18 protein-coding genes and 1 tRNA gene are annotated in these 21,283 nt (G+C 34.2%); 12 read left to right on the top strand and 7 right to left on the bottom strand.

Annotation, left to right across the window (positions count from 1 at the left end):
• The first annotated feature begins 88 nt into the window (after positions 1-88).
• From BUC11_RS03705 to rpe, 4 genes are all read left to right on the top strand, one after another.
• On the top strand, positions 89-1,360 hold the full coding sequence (locus BUC11_RS03705; protein WP_084129498.1) for a DNA methyltransferase: 1,272 nt from the start codon (positions 89-91) through the stop codon (positions 1,358-1,360).
• A gap of 116 nt (positions 1,361-1,476) precedes the next feature.
• Positions 1,477-4,110: a DEAD/DEAH box helicase gene (locus tag BUC11_RS03700; protein ID WP_073352005.1), complete on the top strand. Its 2,634-nt coding sequence runs from the start codon at positions 1,477-1,479 to the stop codon at positions 4,108-4,110.
• A 292-nt stretch (positions 4,111-4,402) separates the two neighbouring features.
• Positions 4,403-5,266, top strand: a complete 864-nt coding sequence (locus tag BUC11_RS03695) for a sigma-70 family RNA polymerase sigma factor (RefSeq protein WP_007137700.1) — start codon at positions 4,403-4,405, stop codon at positions 5,264-5,266.
• A 586-nt stretch (positions 5,267-5,852) separates the two neighbouring features.
• On the top strand, positions 5,853-6,515 hold the full coding sequence (rpe, locus tag BUC11_RS03690; RefSeq protein WP_073352003.1) for a ribulose-phosphate 3-epimerase: 663 nt from the start codon (positions 5,853-5,855) through the stop codon (positions 6,513-6,515).
• 994 nt (positions 6,516-7,509) lie between these two features.
• Here the strand turns inward: rpe and BUC11_RS03685 are convergent.
• Together BUC11_RS03685 and BUC11_RS03680 are read right to left on the bottom strand one after the other, a co-directional pair.
• A complete protein-coding gene (locus BUC11_RS03685; RefSeq protein WP_073352029.1) occupies positions 7,510-9,054 on the bottom strand; it encodes an Rne/Rng family ribonuclease in 1,545 nt (514 codons plus the stop codon).
• A 407-nt stretch (positions 9,055-9,461) separates the two neighbouring features.
• Positions 9,462-9,752: an HU family DNA-binding protein gene (locus BUC11_RS03680; protein WP_066080765.1), complete on the bottom strand. Its 291-nt coding sequence runs from the start codon at positions 9,750-9,752 to the stop codon at positions 9,462-9,464.
• Positions 9,753-9,884: 132 nt separating this feature from the next.
• Between BUC11_RS03680 and mutY the strand changes: the two genes are divergently transcribed.
• Genes mutY through gldD form a run of 4 tightly spaced genes read left to right on the top strand, consistent with a single transcriptional unit; the run spans position 9,885 to position 13,294 of the window.
• Complete coding sequence (gene mutY / locus BUC11_RS03675) at positions 9,885-10,919, top strand: A/G-specific adenine glycosylase (RefSeq protein ID WP_073352001.1); 1,035 nt, start codon at positions 9,885-9,887, stop codon at positions 10,917-10,919.
• A gap of 45 nt (positions 10,920-10,964) precedes the next feature.
• Positions 10,965-11,405 carry a single-stranded DNA-binding protein gene (locus BUC11_RS03670; RefSeq protein WP_073351999.1) on the top strand — a complete coding sequence of 147 codons (441 nt, stop codon included), beginning with the start codon at positions 10,965-10,967 and terminating at the stop codon, positions 11,403-11,405.
• A 23-nt stretch (positions 11,406-11,428) separates the two neighbouring features.
• Positions 11,429-12,724 (top strand): gliding motility-associated protein GldE, encoded by a 1,296-nt coding sequence (locus tag BUC11_RS03665; RefSeq protein ID WP_073351997.1) that lies wholly within the window; start codon positions 11,429-11,431, stop codon positions 12,722-12,724.
• Positions 12,725-12,730: 6 nt separating this feature from the next.
• Positions 12,731-13,294 (top strand): gliding motility lipoprotein GldD, encoded by a 564-nt coding sequence (gldD, locus tag BUC11_RS03660; protein WP_073351995.1) that lies wholly within the window; start codon positions 12,731-12,733, stop codon positions 13,292-13,294.
• Positions 13,295-13,582: 288 nt separating this feature from the next.
• On the opposite strand, the gene BUC11_RS03655 is transcribed toward gldD, so the two are convergent.
• Entirely contained in the window at positions 13,583-13,960 is a 378-nt protein-coding gene (locus tag BUC11_RS03655) for a heavy-metal-associated domain-containing protein (RefSeq protein WP_073352027.1), read from the bottom strand.
• A gap of 109 nt (positions 13,961-14,069) precedes the next feature.
• Here BUC11_RS03655 and BUC11_RS03650 point away from each other — a divergent pair, with 109 nt between their 5' ends.
• Positions 14,070-14,936, top strand: a complete 867-nt coding sequence (locus BUC11_RS03650; protein WP_073351994.1) for a DMT family transporter — start codon at positions 14,070-14,072, stop codon at positions 14,934-14,936.
• 155 nt (positions 14,937-15,091) lie between these two features.
• Here the strand turns inward: BUC11_RS03650 and BUC11_RS03645 are convergent, their stop codons facing one another.
• Both BUC11_RS03645 and BUC11_RS03640 read right to left on the bottom strand, forming a co-directional pair.
• Entirely contained in the window at positions 15,092-17,140 is a 2,049-nt protein-coding gene (locus tag BUC11_RS03645) for an insulinase family protein (protein ID WP_073351990.1), read from the bottom strand.
• A gap of 11 nt (positions 17,141-17,151) precedes the next feature.
• A complete protein-coding gene (locus BUC11_RS03640; protein ID WP_073351988.1) occupies positions 17,152-18,477 on the bottom strand; it encodes a M16 family metallopeptidase in 1,326 nt (441 codons plus the stop codon).
• A 228-nt stretch (positions 18,478-18,705) separates the two neighbouring features.
• On the opposite strand from BUC11_RS03640, the gene rplU reads away from it, so the two are divergent.
• From rplU to BUC11_RS03620, 3 genes are all read left to right on the top strand, one after another.
• Positions 18,706-19,128 carry a 50S ribosomal protein L21 gene (rplU, locus tag BUC11_RS03635; RefSeq protein WP_073351987.1) on the top strand — a complete coding sequence of 141 codons (423 nt, stop codon included), beginning with the start codon at positions 18,706-18,708 and terminating at the stop codon, positions 19,126-19,128.
• 22 nt (positions 19,129-19,150) lie between these two features.
• Entirely contained in the window at positions 19,151-19,417 is a 267-nt protein-coding gene (rpmA, locus tag BUC11_RS03630; RefSeq protein ID WP_066079927.1) for a 50S ribosomal protein L27, read from the top strand.
• A 625-nt stretch (positions 19,418-20,042) separates the two neighbouring features.
• Positions 20,043-20,525, top strand: coding sequence for a hypothetical protein (locus tag BUC11_RS03620; protein WP_066079934.1), 483 nt, complete (start codon positions 20,043-20,045; stop codon positions 20,523-20,525).
• Positions 20,526-20,585: 60 nt separating this feature from the next.
• Here the strand turns inward: BUC11_RS03620 and BUC11_RS03615 are convergent.
• Positions 20,586-20,659: transfer RNA gene (locus BUC11_RS03615), tRNA-Arg, on the bottom strand.
• Positions 20,660-20,731: 72 nt separating this feature from the next.
• On the bottom strand, positions 20,732-21,181 hold the full coding sequence (locus BUC11_RS03610) for a GatB/YqeY domain-containing protein (protein ID WP_073351983.1): 450 nt from the start codon (positions 21,179-21,181) through the stop codon (positions 20,732-20,734).
• Between the last annotated feature and the right edge of the window lie 102 nt (positions 21,182-21,283).

The following is a 21,283-nucleotide window of genomic DNA, read 5'->3' as shown; positions in this document are numbered from 1 at the left end:
CAGGGAAAAGAATTAATTTTCTTTTCTTTGTTCTGAAAAAATATTTCATCTTTCTTTGAGATTCCTAACTTTCGCATTTATTAATTGAATTCAAGTTTCTATTGATGATAATGAAGAAGCAAATTTAAAGATAGCTTTAGAAGAAATTTTCGGAAACCGAAATTACATTGGTAGATTTATATGGAAGAAAAAAAAACAGCCTTCTTTTCTAGCTAAACATATAGCAAACACCACAGAATTTGTACTTGTTTTTGCAAAAAACAGTCACTTAGTCTCAAAACTAAGTATTAACACTGTTTCAGATGAGACTAGGCGTGTAGATAATGCAGCCAATGATATCGGATTACGAATAATTAAAAAAGGAATAGTCGCAAAAACAGAAGTTGATAAAATTGAAAAAGGAATTTATCAAAATAAAACTATGCAACTAGAATTTTTAGAAGATGTACATATTAAGAATTATAGAACTTTAAATGAATTTTCAGTAAAAGGTAATTTCAGAAACAAACAACAAGATTTTGATAAATTTTGCCAAGAAGATTTACTATTTATTACTAAAAATTTTGGTTTTAGAAGACTTCCAACATTTGACGAACAAGACAAAAAAAAGACTGTTGTAGATTTACTTTTAGACTGGGGAGACAATCAAGATAGCGATAAAGAATTACAAAGTATTTTCATTACCAAACCTTTTGACTACCCTAAGCCTTCACTGCTAATTTCTAATTTAATTAAATCAGTTACATACAACAATTCAAACTCCATAATTCTAGACAGCTTTGCAGGCTCAGGAACAACTGCTCATGCCGTTTTAAACTTAAACAAACAAGACGGCGGCAACCGGAAATTCATTTTGATAGAGATGGAGGATTACGCCGAAACCATCACTGCTGAGCGTGTCAAAAGAGTCATTAACGGTTATGGAATCCCCCCAACCCCCGAAGGGGGAGCAAAAAGCTCAAAACTAGTTGAAGGCACAGGTGGAAATTTCGATTATTACACATTAGGCGAGCCGTTGTTTGATGACAACAATAACCTCAACGAAACTATCGCAATCGAGAAAATCCGAGAATACGTTTGGTTTACAGAAACCCGCAGCTCTTATTCACCTCCTTCGGAGGGGTGTCCGCCAACGGCGGACGAGCTGGTTTTTCTTGGCAATCACAATGACACCGGATATTATTTCATTTACGACAAAGACAACTTAACAACCTTAGACTATGATTCTCTAGCCGAATACGTACAACAAAAAGCAGAACGCTACATCATTTATGCGGATAACTGTCTATTACCAGAAACGTTTTTGAGAGAAAAAAATATTGAATTCAAAAAAATACCTAGAGACATAACAAGGTTTTAGGACGCAACCCTTTCAGCCCCGAACAGTCGGGATAAAACGCTGAAAGAGTTCAAGCAAAAAAAAATAAGAGTAAAAAGCTTAGAGCCTTTGCGGCTTTGTGGCAAAAAAGCAAACCAATGGAATTAAAAACCTACCAAAAACAAGTCATAGACGACTTAGAAAATTATTTTGAGTATTTACAAAATCATAAAAAAGCAGACACGGCTTTCAATACATTTTGGCAGGATAAAGTAGGTTACTATAATCCCTTAACAGGCGAGGGAATGCGCCCGTATCAAAACACCGTTCCTGGCGCAGTGCATTTGAGTATAAAAGTACCCACAGCAGGTGGAAAAACCTTTATTGCATGCAATGCACTCAAAACCATTTTTGACGCCATGCCCGACACCAAGACACGTGCCATAGTTTGGCTTGTACCCTGGAGTAATCTATTAGATCAAACAGTTCGTAATCTATCGAATCCCGAACATCCGTACTGCCAAAAATTGAATTCATTATTCAACCATAGAGTTCAAGTATTTGAAAAACGGGACTTATTACAAGGAGCAAGTTTTAATCCGTCTTCAGTACAAGAACAGCTGAGTATTATGGTCATGAATTTTGCATCGATAAGAGCCAGAAACAAAGAAGACCGCAAGATAAACGAGCAAAATTCTAACCTAGCTAATTTTCAAATCAATGAAAATGATATTCTGGAAGGAACAGAAAAAGAAGCTTTAATCAATGTCATTAGAAGTTTAAACCCAATTCTAGTAGTCGATGAAAGTCATAATGCCGAAAGTGATTTGAGTGTCGAAATGCTCAACAACCTTAACCCTAGTTTCATCCTAGATTTGACAGCGACTCCCAAACAAAATGCCAATATAGTCAGTTTGGTTTCTGCCATAGAACTCAAGAAAGAACACATGGTCAAATTGCCTGTGATTGTTTACAACCATCAAAATATTGAAAGCGTTATTGAAAGTGCGCTTCATTTGCAACACAAACTAGAAAACGAGGCAATCGCTTTAGAAAAAAATGGTGGTAAATACATTCGCCCTATTGTTTTGTTCCAAGCGCAATCTAAAGGAAAAGAAGACAACACCACGTATGACAAACTAAAGGCACAACTAATATCTGTAGGCATTCCTGATGACCATATAAAAATAAAAACCGCTCACAAAGATGAATTAAAAGGGATTGATTTAATGAGTCCGGATTGTCCCGTACGTTACATAATTACCATCAATGCTTTGAAAGAAGGTTGGGATTGCCCTTTCGCTTATATACTAGCATCACTAGCCGATAAATCGTCGGAAGTTGATGTAACCCAGATATTAGGTCGTGTTTTACGTCAGCCGTATGTAATGAAACATGATAGCACGATGTTAAATTTATCGTATGTGATTACCGCTTCGGCAAAATTCCAGAATACGTTGCAAAACATTATCAAAGGCTTGCAACAATCTGGTTTTAGTGAGAAAGACTATCGAGACAAAGATGTTATGCCAGAACTAGCAAAAGAAGAAGCACAACAAAAAAACTTAGATGAGTTTCTATTTCCTGAACAAAACAAAGAAACTGCCAACATAGAAAACGCATTTGATGCTACGAAAATAGCATTCAACACTACACAAACTACTACAACAAACACGACAGTATTTGAAATTGAAGAAATGGCAATTGAGCAAAACGCGAAATTTCAACAACAAATTAAAAATCAAGACAACACGAACCTCGCATTAACAACGTTTACAGAAGTGGGAATAAAAGTGAAACACTATAAAATGCGAGAAAATGTCGCGCAACAAGCACAAGAAATTCTATTGCCAAAGTTTGTTATTGAAACACCCAAAAATGACTTTCTATTGATGGAAGATGGGGCAACGGCTCTTTTGGATCGTGTCAATTTATTAAAGTCTTTTAAACTTTCTGATAAAGATATTCAGATTGCATTTAAAAGTATTTCTTCTGAATTATACAAGATTGACACTGAAGAAATAGGCAACGGCGAATATAAAATGTTTCCTTTTAAGATTGAAAATAATTCGATGCAGGAACAGATTACCAACTATATTCTGGCAAAACCCAAAGAAGGACAAATTAAAGATCTAGTTCATTTTGTGGTCAAACAAATCGACAAAATGCCACCGATTGCGCATACCGAAATCAAGAAATATGTAACGCGCATATTAGAGAATATGTCGCCTCAAGAATTAATCGATTTTAACCAGTACAAATTATCCTATTCCGATTTGATTAAGAAAAAAATCAATGATTTAGCCGATACTTGTGCTGAACAAGTATTTAATGATTGGCTTGAAATCGATAAAATTAAAACAGAAGCAATTTGGAAATTTGAACCTGCTATCATTCCTTCTCGTATTGCAAATGATATTGGGAACTCGCTTTACGTACACGAAGGCGATATGAATGGACTGGAGCAACAGTTTATTTTGGAGATTTCTAGTTTTTCAAATATCGCTTTTTGGCACCGTAATTTGGGAAGAGGAAAAGGTTTTGCATTAAACGGTTACAAATCCAATCATTATCCAGACTTCATACTCGTTACCAAAAACAACAAAGTGATTGTAGTAGAAACTAAAGGTTCAGACAGGGATAATTCTGATAGTGCCGCCAAGTTACGATTAGGGAAAGCATGGTCTACAGCTTCGGGGAGCAATTATACCTATATGATGGTTTTTGACAAGAATGCCATTGAGGGTGCTTATAACTTGGAAAAAGCCATTTCCTTACTTGAGCAAATGTAAAAAATATCGATATACCTACAAGGTAAAAAAAGACCTTGCAGGAAATCGTCTAAGGACTACTTTACTCCTCTTGACCACGCATTTGCATTAGGGATGGGAGCAACTGTTTGCCCTCTTATTGTGTAGCGCAGCGGAATAATAAAGCGAGTGCGGATAGCCCGGGCCGCAAGCAATGCCCATATGTAGAATCTCAAAATACTAAAATAAAAAAAACTTTTCGAAATAGTGTAACTTTTACGCAACTTCATACGTATAACTATTTGTACACTTAAAAAATTGAGGAGACAAAAACATGAGACAACTTAAAATCACCAAGCAGGTAACGAATCGTGAAACTGCATCATTAGACAAATATTTACAAGAAATTGGTAAAGTTGACCTTATTACCGCTGACGAAGAGGTAGAATTAGCACAAAAGATAAAAGCTGGGGATCAAAAAGCCTTAGAGAAATTGACAAAAGCTAATTTACGTTTCGTTGTTTCGGTAGCAAAACAATACCAAAATCAAGGACTTACACTTCCTGATTTAATCAACGAAGGAAATTTAGGACTGATCAAAGCCGCACAACGTTTTGATGAAACACGTGGTTTCAAATTCATTTCGTATGCCGTTTGGTGGATTCGTCAATCGATTCTTCAAGCATTGGCTGAGCAATCTCGTATCGTTCGTTTGCCTTTAAATAAAATTGGTTCTATCAATAAAATCAACAAAATGTATGCTTTATTAGAGCAATCTAACGAGCGTCCACCATCTGCTGAGGAAATTGCAAAAGAATTGGACATGACCGTAAATGATGTAAAAGAGTCTATGAAAAACTCTGGTCGTCACTTATCCATGGATGCGCCTCTTGTAGAAGGTGAGGATTCTAACCTTTATGACGTTTTACGTTCCGGTGAATCTCCAAATCCAGACAGAGAATTAATTCACGAATCATTGCGTACTGAAATCGAGCGTTCCTTAGAGACATTGACTCCAAGAGAAGCTGATGTAGTTCGTTTGTACTTTGGTCTTGGCGATCAACACCCGATGACTTTAGAAGAAATTGGAGAAACTTTCGACCTAACTCGGGAGCGCGTGCGTCAAATCAAGGAAAAAGCAATCCGAAGATTGAAACACACTTCTAGAAGTAAAATACTAAAAACCTATTTAGGATAAAAATAGTCTAAAGTCATAAAGTCTAAAGTTTTAAAGTCAGCGTACTTTATGACTTTAGACTTTTAAACTTTAGGACTAATAAAAGTAACGACGGTCTGATTAACTGTTCGTTTTTTGATTGATGATTGAAACCTCGGCTGATTACCGAGGTTTTATTTTTATCAATAAAACCTCAGTCTGTTCTCCGCCACGGCGGATCGGGTATCCGAGGTTTTATTTTTATAAAAAACTGATCAGTCGAAACTTTTCTCTAGTGTTTAGCTTCGCTCTATTCCGCTTTCAATATCAAGTTTGAAGTACTATTTTTTCTATCTCAATTCTTCTCACTTTTCACTTTTCACTTTTCACTTTTCACTTTTCACCAATATGGCGTAACCCTCCGTAAAAACTTCGGGTCGGGCTTTTCGTTACAATCTTTTTATTTAAAAAAATAAAAAGGATTTCCACTTCAATCCCTTACGCAAATTACAGAATAAAATACGAATTTCATCCCAAAAAAACTTTCGCCAATTGCTGCAAAAAAAACTACTTTTGCACAAACAACAACTTAAGAATCTGAAATAAATACAGATTAAACAACTACACAATGAAAAACACACTTATCGCACCATCCGTATTAGCCGCCGATTTTGGAAACCTGCAACGCGACATCGAAATGATCAACAACAGCCAAGCCGATTGGTTTCATATTGACATTATGGATGGCGTTTTTGTTCCTAACATTTCTTATGGTATGCCCGTGCTGGAAGCGATTAACAAACATGCAAAAAAAACGATTGATGTACATTTAATGATTGTAGATCCAGATCGTTATATCAAAACTTTTGCTGATTTAGGCGCTAACATACTAAGCGTACACTATGAAGCATGCACACATCTTCATAGAACGCTACAAGCGATCAAAGCCGAAGGAATGAAAGCTGGAGTAGCCATAAACCCTCATACTAATATTGATCTGTTGGAAGACGTAATCAACGATATTGACCTAGTTTGTATTATGAGCGTAAATCCAGGTTTTGGAGGACAATCCTTTATTGAAAACACCTATGCTAAAGTTGAAAAGCTAAAAGCTTTAATCACCAGAAAAGGAGCATCGACATTAATTGAAGTGGATGGTGGTGTTACTAACAAAAATGCAAAGCAACTGGTAGAAGCTGGAGCAGATGTTTTGGTTGCAGGTAGCTTTGTCTTTAAGGCCGAGAATCCAGCACAAACCATACAAGATTTAAAGAAACTTACTAGTTTCTAAAAAGACAAGTTTACAATAAAAAAGTTCCGCTCTGATTTGAATTAGAGCGGGACTTATGCTATTTTGACTTAATCAAATAATAGATTGCTCTCTGTCATATTAAAAAATCTTTTCTCTATAGATAAAGCTGTAAATGGCATTGAAAAGACTATTTTTTAACAAGTAGTCACGCAAAAACTGTCTCATTAAGGCTTACCAATTCTTTATTGCCACACTTAATTTGTCGATTTTGAGCACTTTACTTTGAATTTTAATTGACTGTAGTTGACCTTTTTCCTCTTGTATTATAGTTCCGCTTTTATAATTACAAATTAAAATACACCTTAGTAATCCGCACTTGTTTTTCAGACTAAGTCATTAAATCCATAACTGCTCAACGTACAAAGAAAAAGAGGCGATTATTTAAAATAGCACTTCGATTATCCGTTTTTATCCGACCATCCCTCAAAAAAATATTACTAGGTGCAAAGTACACCAACTGCTATTTTTAGTTAATAAGTGATCCGTTTAAATTTATAAAATTTGACGTCTACACCAACACAGCTATTTAAAATAATAAACAACCGTACAATTCCTCAAACTGCTCCGAGAAATAATACGGTCCAGACACAACTAAAATTTTTTAATCATAGTGTCAAGTACCATTGTCTTTTTTATTGTCCTTATTAATTCTGCAAACCAAACGACAACTACCTAATTGTTAAAATCAGTGTGTCTTAGGATGAACTTTTGTTGAAATTTAAGTTTGTTTAATAGATTTTTGATGACAACAGTAGCTCCTTTATTTTCAAGTTATTTTATGGCTGAGTTATTACAAATACTATTATTTCAAACAGAAATCCCCTAGCCCAGATTGAAGCGAAAATCCTTTTTTATTTTTGACATAAAAATAAAAAGATTGTAGTGTAAAGCTGGAAATAGCTCCTAAAAGAAAGACTATCTGTTTAAAAAAGAGCAAAAAAAAACTCCCCAATTTCTTGAGGAGTTTTTTAAATTATTCTAAAATAGCATTTCCTTTTTTATCGTAGAAATGATACTCTAAATACGTGTAAGCGTCACGAGGTATGATTTTCACCCATTTCTTATGTTCAAGAAACCATTTTGAACGTAATGATGGAAAACCTTTACTGAGGTATGCAGCCACAAATGGATGTACATTAAGCACAACATGCTTATGGATTTTTAAAATTCGTTCTAGATCAAAAGCGATTTTATCAATGATTTGAATTGGCGCTTCAATTTCGCCACTTTCATTGTTTGGATCCTCTTCTCTAGTTTTAATATTAACTTCGGGCCTTACTCTTTGACGTGTAATTTGGACTAATCCAAATTTACTCGGAGGTAAGATCTTATGTTTTGCTTTATCATCGCTCATTTCTTCTTTCAAGAAGTCGAACAAGACTTTACGATTTTCAGGATTTGACATATCGATAAAATCGACTACAATGATACCGCCCATATCTCGAAGACGCAATTGTCTAGCGATTTCGGCAGCAGCAATCATATTGACTTCCATGGCAGTATCTTCCTGGTTGGTGGCTTTATTAGAACGGTTTCCACTATTGACGTCGATAACGTGCAAAGCTTCAGTATGTTCAATAATAAGATAAGCTCCCTTACTCATGGACACTGTTTTTCCAAAAGAAGTTTTGATTTGTCTCTCTATGTTGTATTTCTCAAAAATGGGTGTGTCCTTTGATTGATAAAACTTAACAATTGATTGTTTGGATGGTGCAATTTCTTGCAAATAATCCTTGGTTTGGTTGTACAACTCTTCATCATCAATCTGAATACCACTAAAGGTATCATTAAATACATCTCTCAATATCGAAGAGGCTCTGTTGAGTTCTCCTAATACTTTAGACGGATGATGAGCAGTTGGTAATTTTTTACACATTGCAGTCCATCTGCTGAGCAGGTTCTGCAAATCTTTTTCTAATTCGGCTGTATTTTTGCCTTCGGCTACTGTGCGAACAATAACACCAAATCCTTTTGGTTTGATGGATTGTACTAATCGTTTCAAGCGTTCTTTTTCTTTTTTGTCTTCTATTTTTTGTGAAATAGAAACACGGTCAGAAAACGGAACCAAAACTATAAATCTTCCGGCAAGAGAGAGCTCAGCGCTAATTCTTGGTCCCTTTGTAGATATAGGTTCTTTGACGACTTGTACTAAAACAGATTGATTGGAACTCAAAACATCAGTTATGGTGCCATCTTTGTCTATTTCTTTTTCAAACTGAAAGGTTTTTAGGGAGAAATCTTTTAATTTACCTGCGCTTACAAGTTTTATGAATTTCAGTTGGGAAGCTAAGTTAGGTCCTAAATCATGATAATGTAAAAAGGCATCTTTTTCGAAGCCAACATTCACAAAAGCAGCATTAAGTCCTGCAACAGGTTTCCTGATTTTGGCAATAAAAATATCACCAACTTGGAAGTTGCTTTTCTCCTCTTCTTTGTGTAATTCAATTAGTTTTCCATCTTTTAATAAGGCAAAATCTACGGCTTCAGAACTAGATCGGATGATTAATTCTTTATTCACGCTGTACATTTTTATCCGAACTTTTTAGTTTTCAATTTTCGGTTTTCAGCTTTAGCTTTACAACTAACAACTCATAACTTAGAACTCATAACTGAATTGTTAGGATGGATTAAACAATATTTTAACAGGTATTGTACCCGGGGAAACTTAAAGATTTTTGATTCTTGATTCTTGATTTCAGATATTTTAAAAAAAATCTGCCATCTGCAATCTTAAATCCTAAATCATTCTGTTTCAATTTCAATGAACTTTTAAACTTAAAAAAGAAAAAAGTAGTTTAAAACTACTTTTTCTTTTTGTGACGGTTAGCTCTCGCTCTTTTTTTACGTTTGTGCGTTGCTACCTTATGTCTCTTTCTTTTCTTACCACTTGGCATATCTTGTCGATTTTATGATTAATTAATATTATTATTTTGCTTCGTTATTTGTTTTCACTCCTTCTACAAAAACTTTTGCAGGTTTGAATGCAGGAATGTTGTGTGCAGGAATTTTTATTGTAGTATTCTTGGAAATATTTCTTCCTGTTTTTTCCGCTCTAGTTTTCACTATAAAACTTCCAAAACCTCTTAAATAAACATTGTCTCCAGTTTCTAATGAATTTTTTACTTCATTCATAAAAGTCTCTACAGTTGCCTGTACATCTCCTTTTTCAAGACCTAATTTTTCTGAAATTTTTGCTACGATATCTGCTTTCGTCATTTTCTTTCCTATTTATAATTTTGTACTGTTTTTTTGAGTTTGCAAATATAGGAATTTAAAAAACAATTATTCAAGCTAATTGATTAAATTTTAATCACATAAACTTTTACTTTTGCAGTCTAATATTTTAAGATGAATTTTTCTAACCTATTGATAAAATGGTATTTACAAAATAAACGCGAATTACCATGGAGAAATACCACCAATCCATACCCTATTTGGCTCTCTGAAATTATGCTACAACAGACTAGAGTTGCTCAAGGCACCCCTTACTTTTTGTCTTTTACTACCGCCTTCCCCACTGTTTTTGACCTAGCTGCGGCGAGTGAAGAACAAGTTCTAAAACTATGGCAAGGTCTGGGTTATTATTCTCGTGCCCGAAACTTGCATAAAACGGCGCAATACATCGCCTATGAATTAGCAGGAGTTTTTCCGGGATCTTATAAGGAGTTGTTGCAATTAAAAGGAGTGGGCGAATACACAGCAGCTGCAATTGCCTCTTTCTCCTACGATGAAGTTGTACCTGTTGTAGATGGAAATGTATTTCGGGTTTTATCTCGTTATTTTGATATTGAGACTGATATTGCCTTGGCTTCCGCCAAAAAAGAATTCGCTGCTCTTGCTTTCGAATTAATGCCAAAAGCCAATCCGGCAACGTTCAATCAAGCCATTATGGAGTTTGGCGCTTTGCAATGTGTACCAAAAAGCCCTAATTGTGGCATTTGTATTTTCAACGAAAGTTGTGCCGCTTTGCAAAAAAAGAAAGTAGATCAGCTGCCAGTCAAATCTAAAAAATTAAAAGTGCGTAATAGATACTTTAACTACCTAGTTGCTGCCGATGAAAAGGAAAATACGATAATTCAAAAACGAACCGCAAAAGGAATTTGGCATAATTTATATGAGTTTCCCTTGATAGAAACAGAAAAGGAAGAAGACTTTAATTTTATCAAGGAACAGATTCAAATAGATTTTTTTTCAAATAACGCCGTTACTAGTCTACTCGAGTGTAATGAAAAGAGTATCATTCACAAACTATCACACCAACATTTACACATTAAGTTTTGGAAAGTAACGCTTAAGGGCGTACTTAAAAACGGGATCGATAGTGAAACTTTGAAAACATTTCCTTTCCCAATTGTGATACATAATTTTATTGAATTGAATTAAGTATTTCCAAAAAACTGTATCTTTGATAAAATACCACATTCTAAAATGAACGGAACCTTAAATAAAGTAATGCTAATTGGTTTTCTTGGAGATGATATCAAAATGCATTATTTTGATGGAGGCAATTGCATTGGTAGATTTCAGTTGGCAACAAACGAGGTCTACATTAACAAAACCACCAACGAAAAAATCACCTCTACAGAATGGCATAATTTAGTTGTTCGAAATAAAGCGGCTGAACTTTGTGAAAAATACTTATCTAAAGGAGATAAAATATATGTAGAAGGACGTATTAAGTCCCGCCAGTGGCAGTCAGAGGATGGAAGTACCAAACACACCACTGAAATTCAGGTAACCGAATTTACTTTTCTTACTACCAAAAAAGAGGGGGAAACTAACAAGCAATTCAATGCACCTGATGTTTCAAAAAACACTAATTTTGACCCAGAGAAAAATGTCTTGCCTATTAATGACTTGCCATTTTAATTGTCTAACTAATCCTTATTAATGTGGACCCAGAGCCCAGTTTGTTTTTTACTTATATTATTGATCCTACTTTAGCTTTTGGCCTTGCAATTGTAGTCGCTTTACTCTTTTGTTCTGCATTAATTTCTGGCGCAGGAGTCGCCTTATTCTCTTTGTCACAGAAAGACATTGACGAAATGATACTGGAAAACAAATCTAAAGCTAATCTAATTTCCAAACTTTTAGAAAAACCAAAAAAACTATTAGCAACACTCATGGTGGCTAATAATTTCATTAACATATCAATAATACTATTGTTTTCGTACGTCGGCAAAAGCATGTTTATAGCCATAACTGCACCGCTTTTAAAATTCATTATTGAAGTATTGATCATCACCTTCTTGATTTTATTATTTGGTGAAGTACTTCCCAAAGTGTATGCCAGTAGAAACAATAAAAAGTTTGCCAAGCTGGTTGCCTACCCTATCGCTTTTTTGGATAAATTACTATCGCCAATAAGCCTGCCCATGCGAGCCGTTACAATTTACCTTCATAACAAATTAGGAAAACAAAAAACAAATTTCTCAGTAGATCAACTGTCGCAAGCACTAGAACTTACTGCTTCGGATGAAACTTCTTCTGAAGAACAAAAAATATTAGAAGGCATTGTAAGCTTTGGAAACACGGACACTAGACAAGTAATGAGCCCTAGAATTGATATTTTTGCCTTAGAAATTGAAGAGTCTTTTTCAGTTATTTGCCCCAAAATCATAGAAAAAGGATATTCAAGAATTCCAGTATATCGAGACAATATTGACCAAATAGAAGGCGTTTTATTTGTCAAAGATTTGCTTCCGCATATCAACACGAACGAATTTGACTGGAAATCTTTGTTACGAGAACCCTTTTTTGTTCCTGAAAATAAAAAGTTAGACAACTTGCTAAAAGATTTTCAAAGTATGAAAAGCCATTTGGCTATCGTTGTTGATGAGTATGGAGGAACTTCGGGATTAGTATCTCTTGAAGACGTAATTGAAGAAATTGTTGGTGATATCAGTGATGAATTTGATGATGAACACATTAATTTTTCGCAAATTGACGACAAAAACTACCTTTTTGAAGGAAAAATAAACCTTAAGGATTTCTACCGAATTTTGGAGGTTGATGAAGAATCATTCGAGATCAAAAAAGGAGAAGCAGAGACACTCGCTGGATTTATTCTTGAAATTTTAGGAAATTTTCCAAAAAAAAATCAAAAAATTTCATTTGAAAACTACCTATTTACAATAGAAACAGTTGATGAGAAAAGAGTAAAACAAATTAAAGTAACGATTGAATAAGTACTAATGATAAAAAAAATAATCACTTTTTCGCTAATTATTACCATATCATTCTTAAGTTTTAGCTGTAAAGACGATGTCTTGCCTAAACCCTCAAGTTACTTACGATTGGATTATCCCGAAGCAAAATATGTGAGTTTTGAAAACGAATGTCCTTTTGCTTTCGAAATGAATGCAGATGCAGTTATCAAAAAAGAGACTGATTGCGGTTTCACCATTACATATCCAAAAATGAAGGCAACAATTTATCTTACTTATAAACCAGTGGCAAAAAACATCAATGAACTACTGCGTGATGCGCAAAAATTAACTTACGAACACGTGATTAAAGCAGATGATATTCTGGAGCAACCGTATTTAAATGCCAACAAAAAAGTGTACGGAATGTTTTATCAAGTAGAAGGAAATGCAGCAACAAATGCACAGTTTTACGCAACAGATAGTACCAAACACTTTGTAACGGGTTCCGTTTATTTTTACGCTAAACCGAATTATGATTCTATTATGCCTGCGGCTAGTTACATAAAAAACGATATGCAGCGACTAATGGAAACCCTGAAATGGAAATAATACTTCAAACCCGTTGGGTGTAATTATACAGAAAAGACATTAATAGCTAAACATAAAAATTTAACCACCTAGAAGCATATAAAAAGAGAGTTGAATAGCTCATTACTTGGATTCACATAGCTATGTTTTCTCTGAATAAAGTGAAACGACTTTCAAAATGCACAGAAACTATGTTTACATGTGGTTAAAAAAAACATAAATATTGAATTACACCCAATGGGATATTTGAATAAAAAAAGCATTCGCTAGTAACGAATGCTTTTTTTTTGTAGAATTTGAAAGTCTGGTTTACGACTTCATATTCGAAACTTTGTATGTTTTACCGTCAGCAGCAGCTTCTACAACTGTTGTTAGTTTTTCTGGTGTTTGAACTGTTTTGTCAAAAGTTACCGTAGCCATTTTTGTGTCAAAATCTACTTTTGCTTTTTGAACTCCTTCGAGCCCTGTTAAATCTTCTTGAATAGTTTTGGCGCATCCTACAGCACATGTCATTCCTTCAACAGAGAAACTCGCTGTTTGAAGATTAGCAGCTGCGATTTCCTTTTTAACTTTTGGAGCAGCTGTTTCAGCAGTTTCTTTTGATACAGTTTCGGATTCTTTTTCTTTGCATCCTACAAATAAAACACTTGCAAGGACTAGTGTTACGATTGATTTTTTGAAATTCATTATGATGTAAATTTTAAAGATTAAAAGCATATTCGTGTTGTGCAAAATTAATTAAAAAAAGAAGCGCTAATTCATAAAATAATTACAATTTTGAGGCAAAATTATTTTTATGGAATCGAAGCAGTTAAAATGGGTGTACTTAGTCGTTCTTGCCTTAGTTTGGGGAAGTTCATTTATCTTAATAAAAAAAGGATTAATAGGGTTAACAGCTTTGCAATTGGGATCGTTGCGAATTATTTTTGCAGCTATTTTTTTAGTGCTTATTGGATTTAAAAGTTTGTCTAAAATTCCAGCATTTAAATGGAAGTACATTGCTCTAACTTCTTTATTTGGGACCTTTATACCCGCTTATTTATTTGCTATCGCGCAAACTGAAATTGATAGTTCTGTGAGTTCAATTTTGAATTCTTTGACTCCTTTGAATACACTAATTTTAGGAGCTCTTTTTTTTGGATTGCAATTCAAAAGAAATCAAATTTTTGGAATTCTAATTGGTTTAATAGGAAGCGCCTTGTTGATTTTGAACGGCGCAATTCATCATCCGGAACAAAATTATTACTATGCTATTTTGGTTTTAATAGCTTCGATATGCTATGCTGTCAATGTGAATTTAATCAAAAAATATTTGCATGACTTAAGTCCATTGAGTATTACTACCGGGAATTTTATGGTGTTGTTATTTCCAGCATTTATCATCTTGTTTTTCTCTGGTTTTTTTGAAGTGGTCAATGATGTAAAAGTACAGGAATCAGTTTTGTTTATTATGATTCTTGGGGTTATAGGAACTGGAATTGCTAATATTCTATTTTTTAAATTAATCCAAATGTCTTCTACTGTTTTTGCTACTTCAGTAACGTATTTGATTCCTGTAGTTGCTTTTTGCTGGGGGTTATTAGACAATGAAATGCTGACGCCAGTTCAGTTTTTTGGTGCTTTTATTGTTTTAATTGGTGTGTACTTATCAGCCAAGAAATAGTTTTAGTAGTCTGTTTGTTGTGATTGGTCATCGTTTTATGAATGTAGTGATGAGAATTTATATTCGCAAATGGACGGTTTTATTTTTAATAATGTGTGTAAAATAACAAAGGCTGCCTAAAATAGACAGCCTTTGTTTGTTAATTAAAGATTTGATTATTGAAAATCAGCATCTGTAACACCTTCGTTGATTTTTACGTCAGACATTTTTATGTCTAATTCAAAACCTACATTTTGGATGATATTAAAAGGAACTTTCACTCCTTTAACTTCTTTGTAATCTCCATAACTTGTCGTTTGAGTGATGCTTTGACCACCTTGTTCTACCACTTTAGATTCAGCTAATTTTAAACCAGAAGTTACATCGTAAAACAATGTCGTTTTACCGTTTTTAACGGCATAAGCGTCTTTTCCATTAATGGACTCAATTGTTTCTAGCGTTAAACCTTGTTTTTTAGAAAGAGCTAATTCTTCAAAAGGTGTTGCAGCAGCTTTCAAATCAGCAAGCATAGTTCCTTCGATATTTTTGCGTTGTCCTTGTTGCATTACGTAAGCCCCTTTTTCATTTACCACTTGCTTCATTATACTCATTGTTCCCATCGCTAATTCAACCATTAGTTTTCCTTTAGCATCAATTTTAGATGTGAAATTCAATGGTGATGGTGCTTGTGGAATAGTTGTAGTTCCGTTCATTACGATTGTTTTTACAGCTAAAGCTGCTTTTTCTCCACCAATAGCTTTGATGTAATTATCAATAACGCTTTTGGCAGTAACTCCTGCTGGAACTGGTTTTTTTAATTCTGGTTTCGCGGTTGCATTTCCGTATTTATCGAAGTACGATACTGGAAACTTTAATTTTTCTAATCCAGAAGCTACATCCGCTGCTTTTCCTACAATAACAATTCTGCTATTGTCAGCCAAGAAGTATTTATTAGCCACTCTCATTATATCGTCAGCAGTTACAGCACTGATATTTTTAATATAATTTTCATAAAAATCAGCTGGCAAACTTTGCGTTTGGATTCTTAAAGCGTAACCTGCTACCGTTTGTGGTTTTTCAATTTGCATTACAAATCGTCCAATATATCCTGCTTTTACGCTAGCTAACATTTCATCAGTCACTTTCTCCGTTCTGATTTTTTTGAATTCTTTGAAAATCTCAACAACAGTACTGTCCGTTACTGCGTTACGAACTTGTGTAGAAGCGTTGAACGTAGAAACGCGTTTGTCTCCGTAGATACTTGTTCTAGCGCCATACGTCCATCCGTGAGCTTCTCTTAAGTTCATATTGATATAACTGTTAAAGTCTCCTCCAAGGATTTGATTAGCAACTAAAACTGCAAAATAATCTGGATCAGTCATTTTAAGATTTGACATATTTACCACAGCAACTTCTGATTGAACCGCATTTGGCATGTCAATAAAGTTGATTTGTGTAGCAGAAACATCTTTTGGATCGCTATAAGAAATCGAAGGAACAGATGCTTTTTTCCATGATCCAAAGAATTTCTCTACCATTTTTTTTGTTTCGTTGAATTTTACATCCCCCACAATAATTAGGTAAGCATTACTTGGAACAAAATACGTACTGTAATTTGCTTTTACATCCGCAAGAGTTACGTTTTTCAAAGTAGCTTCGCTTACATACTCACCTGCAGGATGGTTTTTTCCATAAGTCAAAACATCAACAACTCTTGCTGCTACTGCTGAAACGCTTTTTTCATTCGCTTTTAATCCTTCGATAAGCTTCGTTTTCTCTTTGTCAAATTCTTCTTGTGTGAAGTTTGGGTTTAAAGCACCGTCAGCCATCAACTCTAAAACTCTGCCAGAATATTTAGATAATGCGCTTGCTGAAGCACCATTCGAACTAAAATTGATGTTGGCTCCTAAGAAATCAACTTCTTCATTGAAAGCTGTTTTCGAAATTTTTGTAGTTCCGCTTCCAATTAAAGTACTGGTCATGTCAGCTACTCCTTTTTTTTCACCTTCAGCATACGGATCATTGTCTAAAGTCAGGCTGAATGCTACTCTTGGTAATTTATGGTTTTCAACGACCATAACTTTTAAACCATTTTTTAATTCAAAGGTTACCGGTTTTCCAATTTTTATAGTTGGAGCGACTCCGGGTTTTGGCTGAGGGATGATTTGTCCTTGCATGATTACTGTTAAGAACAAGCTTGATAAAATTAATATTGATTTTTTCATAATGATATATCTTAGTTTTGAGCTTTGTCTTTAGATGGAACGTAATCCAAAACTAATCTTTGGTTTGGATTTAAATATTTCTTGGCAATATCTCTGATTTCTTCACGAGTGATAGACTGGTAGATTTCGATTTCGGTATTGATTAGGTTTACGTCACCGTATAACAAATGATAAGAAGCCAAGTTGTCAGCAATACCGTCAATGGTAGAGTTGCTGTTTACATATTGGTTTTCAAATTTATTTTGTAATTTTTGTAAGTCTTTTTCAGAAATCAATTCTGTTTGTAGTTTTACGATCTCCAAGTCAATTTCAGCAAGAATATTCTCGGCAGTGTTTGGAGCCTGTGGCAAACCGTAAATGATATAACTTCCATAATCTTCTTGGTTGTTGCTAAAAGCACCAATCTGCAAAGCCATTTTCTTATCGTCAACTATTTTCTTGTATAATCTTGAACTTTTTCCATCACTTAAAATAGAAGAAATCATGTCCAAAACTCTTGCATCTCTGGTTTTCATAGACGGCGTTCTGTACGCTGCTACGATGGCAGGGATTTGGATATTAGCATCTTCAAATTTAGCTTTTATGGTTTGAGTAATTGGTTCTTCAACAAATGTCTCTCTTTGAATAGCCGCTCCTTTTTTAATAGGGCCAAAATATTTTTGAATCCATTCCTTCGCTTGTTCTTTTTTGAAATCACCCGCAACAATTAAAACAGCATTATTGGGGATGTAAAACTTCTTATTGAAAGCTTGGAACTCTTCTAATGTTGCAGCGTCTAAATGGCTCATAGATCCAATTGTAGCCCAACGGTATGGGTGCTTGGTAAAAATATTCTTTTTTACTTCTGCCAAAAAATTTCCGTAAGGTTGATTATCAACACGAAGTCTTTTTTCTTCCTTCACCACTTCATTTTGAGTGTCAACACCAATTTGATTGATTACAGGGTGTAACATTCTTTCTGCTTCCATCCATAAACCTAATTCCAAGTTGTTAGAAGGGAAAACCTCATAATAATACGTTCTATCATCTGTAGTGTTGGCGTTATTTACACCACCGTTTCCAGTTACAATTTTAAACCACTCACCGCGTTTGATATTCTCGGTTCCTTCAAACAATAAATGTTCAAAAAAGTGAGCAAAACCTGTTCGCTCAGGATTTTCATCTTTAGCACCCACATGGTACATTACCGAGGTAATAACAGTAGGAGCAGACGGGTCATTGTGCAAAATCACATGCAAGCCATTGTCTAATTTGTATTCCTCAAAAGCTACTTTTTGCGCAGAAGCGACTCCTCCTAGCATAAACAAAGCACCTAAAGCCATTAATGAATTTTTCATAAGGTTAATAATTTTGTTAATATAGTTATAAGTAGTAATTATGCGAACAATGTTACATGAAAAGTAAACCCAAATGAAAATTTAACAACTGTTTAATTACGTTTATTTTCGTTTAAAGTCCAACCATAGCAACGGGTTAGAGATTGAGAATAATTTTTACAGTACTAATTGCAGGTTAAATATTTAATTGTATATTTGCAACCTTAAAAATTACTAAAACAATTCAGTATGTATGCAATCGTAGAGATAGCAGGGCAACAATTCAAAGTAAGCAAAGACTTAAAGGTTTATGTTAACCGTTTGACTAATGAAGAAGGTTCAAAAGTTTCTTTTGACAAGGTTCTTTTATTAGATGATAACGGAACAATCACTTTAGGCGCCCCAGCTATAAAAGGTGCTTCAGTAGAAGCTAAAGTGTTACAACACTTAAAAGGAGATAAAGTTATCGTTTTCAAAAAGAAAAGAAGAAAAGGATACAAAAAGAGAAATGGTCACAGACAATATCTTACTCAAATTGTAATCGAAGGAATTACTGGTGTTGGTGCTAAGAAAGCAGCTCCTAAAAGAGCGGCAGTAGAAGCTAATACAGAAGAAGTAGAAGCTCCTACGAAAAAAGTAGCTAAAGCTAAAAAAGAAGATACTCAAGAATAATAACAAAATAAACTAATACGTCATGGCTCACAAGAAAGGTGTCGGTAGTTCTAAGAATGGTAGAGAATCAGAATCAAAACGTCTAGGCGTGAAGATTTTTGGTGGTCAAGCTGCTATTGCTGGGAACATCATCGTAAGACAAAGAGGTTCAAAACATAATCCAGGTGCAAACGTTTACATCAGTAAAGACCACACGCTACACGCAAGAGTAGATGGAGTTGTAAAGTTCCAAAAGAAAAGAGATAACAAATCATACGTTTCCATACTTCCATTCGAAGTTGAAGCATAATTGAATTGCCTTCCAATTAATAAAAACCTTTAGAGAAATCTAGAGGTTTTTTTTTGCAGAATAATTTCAGACTACTTTGATAATAGATTTTTATTTCAAAATTAAAAATGAATTAAAACCAAAACCATCAGAAAGTCTAATAAAAAGCGCTGCAGAAACTTCTAGTTTCGTAAAACTTTATAATTTTCAGAAATACCAAATTTTTAAAGTGTTCTCAAAAAGAAACAAAAAGGTGATAGGAATTCAATTGTATTCGCATGTCCAAACGCTTGTAAAGCAAAACGCAACCGCTACCGTTTACGTCTTGAATTTAACAACTCCTTTATATTCTCCTTTTTAGGTATGAAATTTGATAAATGAGTCATTACTAATAAATAGCATTATTCTATCTTTTATTAGCGACTCAATATTGGTTGGGACATTTATTAAAGATATATCACGAAAGTATCGCTAACACATCAAAGACAACCACTATTTAATGATACTAGTTATAAAAAAACTAAATGCATCATTTGTTGCTACACGGCTTAAAAAAAGAATTAGAAATCATGATGGCATCCTTATGAATCACATTAAGAAATAAAACCATTAACTAACGCAAAGAAACAATTATAAATAAGTACAAATGAAAAAATTAATATCCATCACTTTCCTTTTGATTACCACCATTTCATTTGCACAAAATAAAAACTTTATAGTTGAGGACGAATTGATAATGTGGAGATATATTTACGAAGATTCAACAAGCATCTCCAAACTCAAAAGCAATCCACGATTAGAGTTTAAAACCGATTCCACCGGAATTATAAAAAAAACAAATTTCAGTGACAAAATGCTCCATCCGATTGTCGCTGAATTCAAAATTGAAGTGAAGAAAAATAAATATCGTGTCTCTGTTTTTAACACACGCTTTATTGAAGAACCACGTATTATTAACAAAGATGGCTTGCTAATTCAAGCTACTAATGAGTATACGATCGAGCAAGCCTTATTAAAAAGGAATAAAACCATAAAAAAACCATCTCTATTCAATAATAGTACTGAAACTTTAAATCCGCATTTGATACAGTTGTTTACAATCAAAAAGCCTGCAAAGAGCGATTGGTAAAAAGACACAAAAAAAAACCGTAAAACACTTCAAAATTGCACTTTACGGTTTTTTTTTATGTGACCACGGCAGGGTTCGAACCTGCAACCCTCAGAGTCGAAATCTGATATTCTATCCAGTTGAACTACGCAGTCAAGTTGATTCGAGAATAATCATTAACGATCTTATATTTAAAATAAAAATCAATTAACAAGAATTCTTGATTATTACGTCAATAACTTTTTAACAATCGTAGAAATGGTTTTTCCCTCAGCAGTTCCACCTAATTGCGCTGCTGCTAACCCCATCACCTTGCCCATTGAAGCTATTCCTGAAGCACCTGTTTCGCTAATAATTTTTGCAATTAATGCTTCTACTTCCGATTCGCTTAATTGAGCTGGTAAAAACTTTTCTATTACCGCAATTTGAGCTAATTCTGGTTCTGCCAAATCCATACGATTTTGTTCTGTAAAGATCTTAGCACTGTCTTTTCGAGTTTTTACTAACTTTTGCAATAATTTTATTTCGTCATCGGCAGTAATTTCTTCTTTTGATCCTGTTGCTGTCTGCGCCAATAAAATTTCAGATTTAATAGCTCTTAGAGCTTCTAAAGCTACCGTATCTTTGGCTCTCATGGCGGTGTTGATTTCGTCCATGATTTGTATTGATAAACTCATATTCTTTATTATTAATTTGATTAATCGATCATTAGTTAATCGATTGTTGAAATAGTATTTTTGATAACAATTTTTTAAACCAGCGATACTAAAAAGTCTTTC

The organism is Flavobacterium xanthum (genome assembly GCF_900142695.1).
GTDB lineage: Bacteria > Bacteroidota > Bacteroidia > Flavobacteriales > Flavobacteriaceae > Flavobacterium > Flavobacterium xanthum.
This window is presented reverse-complemented; position numbering and strand designations above follow the sequence as displayed.

Bases quoted from the DNA above. Each gene is read 5' to 3' on its own strand.
- BUC11_RS03700 (WP_073352005.1), top strand. From the start codon at position 1,477: ATGGAATTAAAAACCTACCAAAAACAAGTCATAGACGACTTAGAAAAT.
- BUC11_RS03695 (WP_007137700.1), top strand. From the start codon at position 4,403: ATGAGACAACTTAAAATCACCAAGCAGGTAACGAATCGTGAAACTGCA.
- rpe (WP_073352003.1), top strand. From the start codon at position 5,853: ATGAAAAACACACTTATCGCACCATCCGTATTAGCCGCCGATTTTGGA.
- BUC11_RS03680 (WP_066080765.1), bottom strand. From the start codon at position 9,752: ATGACGAAAGCAGATATCGTAGCAAAAATTTCAGAAAAATTAGGTCTT.
- mutY (WP_073352001.1), top strand. From the start codon at position 9,885: ATGAATTTTTCTAACCTATTGATAAAATGGTATTTACAAAATAAACGC.
- BUC11_RS03670 (WP_073351999.1), top strand. From the start codon at position 10,965: ATGAACGGAACCTTAAATAAAGTAATGCTAATTGGTTTTCTTGGAGAT.
- gldD (WP_073351995.1), top strand. From the start codon at position 12,731: ATGATAAAAAAAATAATCACTTTTTCGCTAATTATTACCATATCATTC.
- BUC11_RS03655 (WP_073352027.1), bottom strand. From the start codon at position 13,960: ATGAATTTCAAAAAATCAATCGTAACACTAGTCCTTGCAAGTGTTTTA.
- BUC11_RS03650 (WP_073351994.1), top strand. From the start codon at position 14,070: ATGGAATCGAAGCAGTTAAAATGGGTGTACTTAGTCGTTCTTGCCTTA.
- BUC11_RS03645 (WP_073351990.1), bottom strand. From the start codon at position 17,140: ATGAAAAAATCAATATTAATTTTATCAAGCTTGTTCTTAACAGTAATC.
- BUC11_RS03640 (WP_073351988.1), bottom strand. From the start codon at position 18,477: ATGAAAAATTCATTAATGGCTTTAGGTGCTTTGTTTATGCTAGGAGGA.
- rplU (WP_073351987.1), top strand. From the start codon at position 18,706: ATGTATGCAATCGTAGAGATAGCAGGGCAACAATTCAAAGTAAGCAAA.
- rpmA (WP_066079927.1), top strand. From the start codon at position 19,151: ATGGCTCACAAGAAAGGTGTCGGTAGTTCTAAGAATGGTAGAGAATCA.
- BUC11_RS03620 (WP_066079934.1), top strand. From the start codon at position 20,043: ATGAAAAAATTAATATCCATCACTTTCCTTTTGATTACCACCATTTCA.
- BUC11_RS03610 (WP_073351983.1), bottom strand. From the start codon at position 21,181: ATGAGTTTATCAATACAAATCATGGACGAAATCAACACCGCCATGAGA.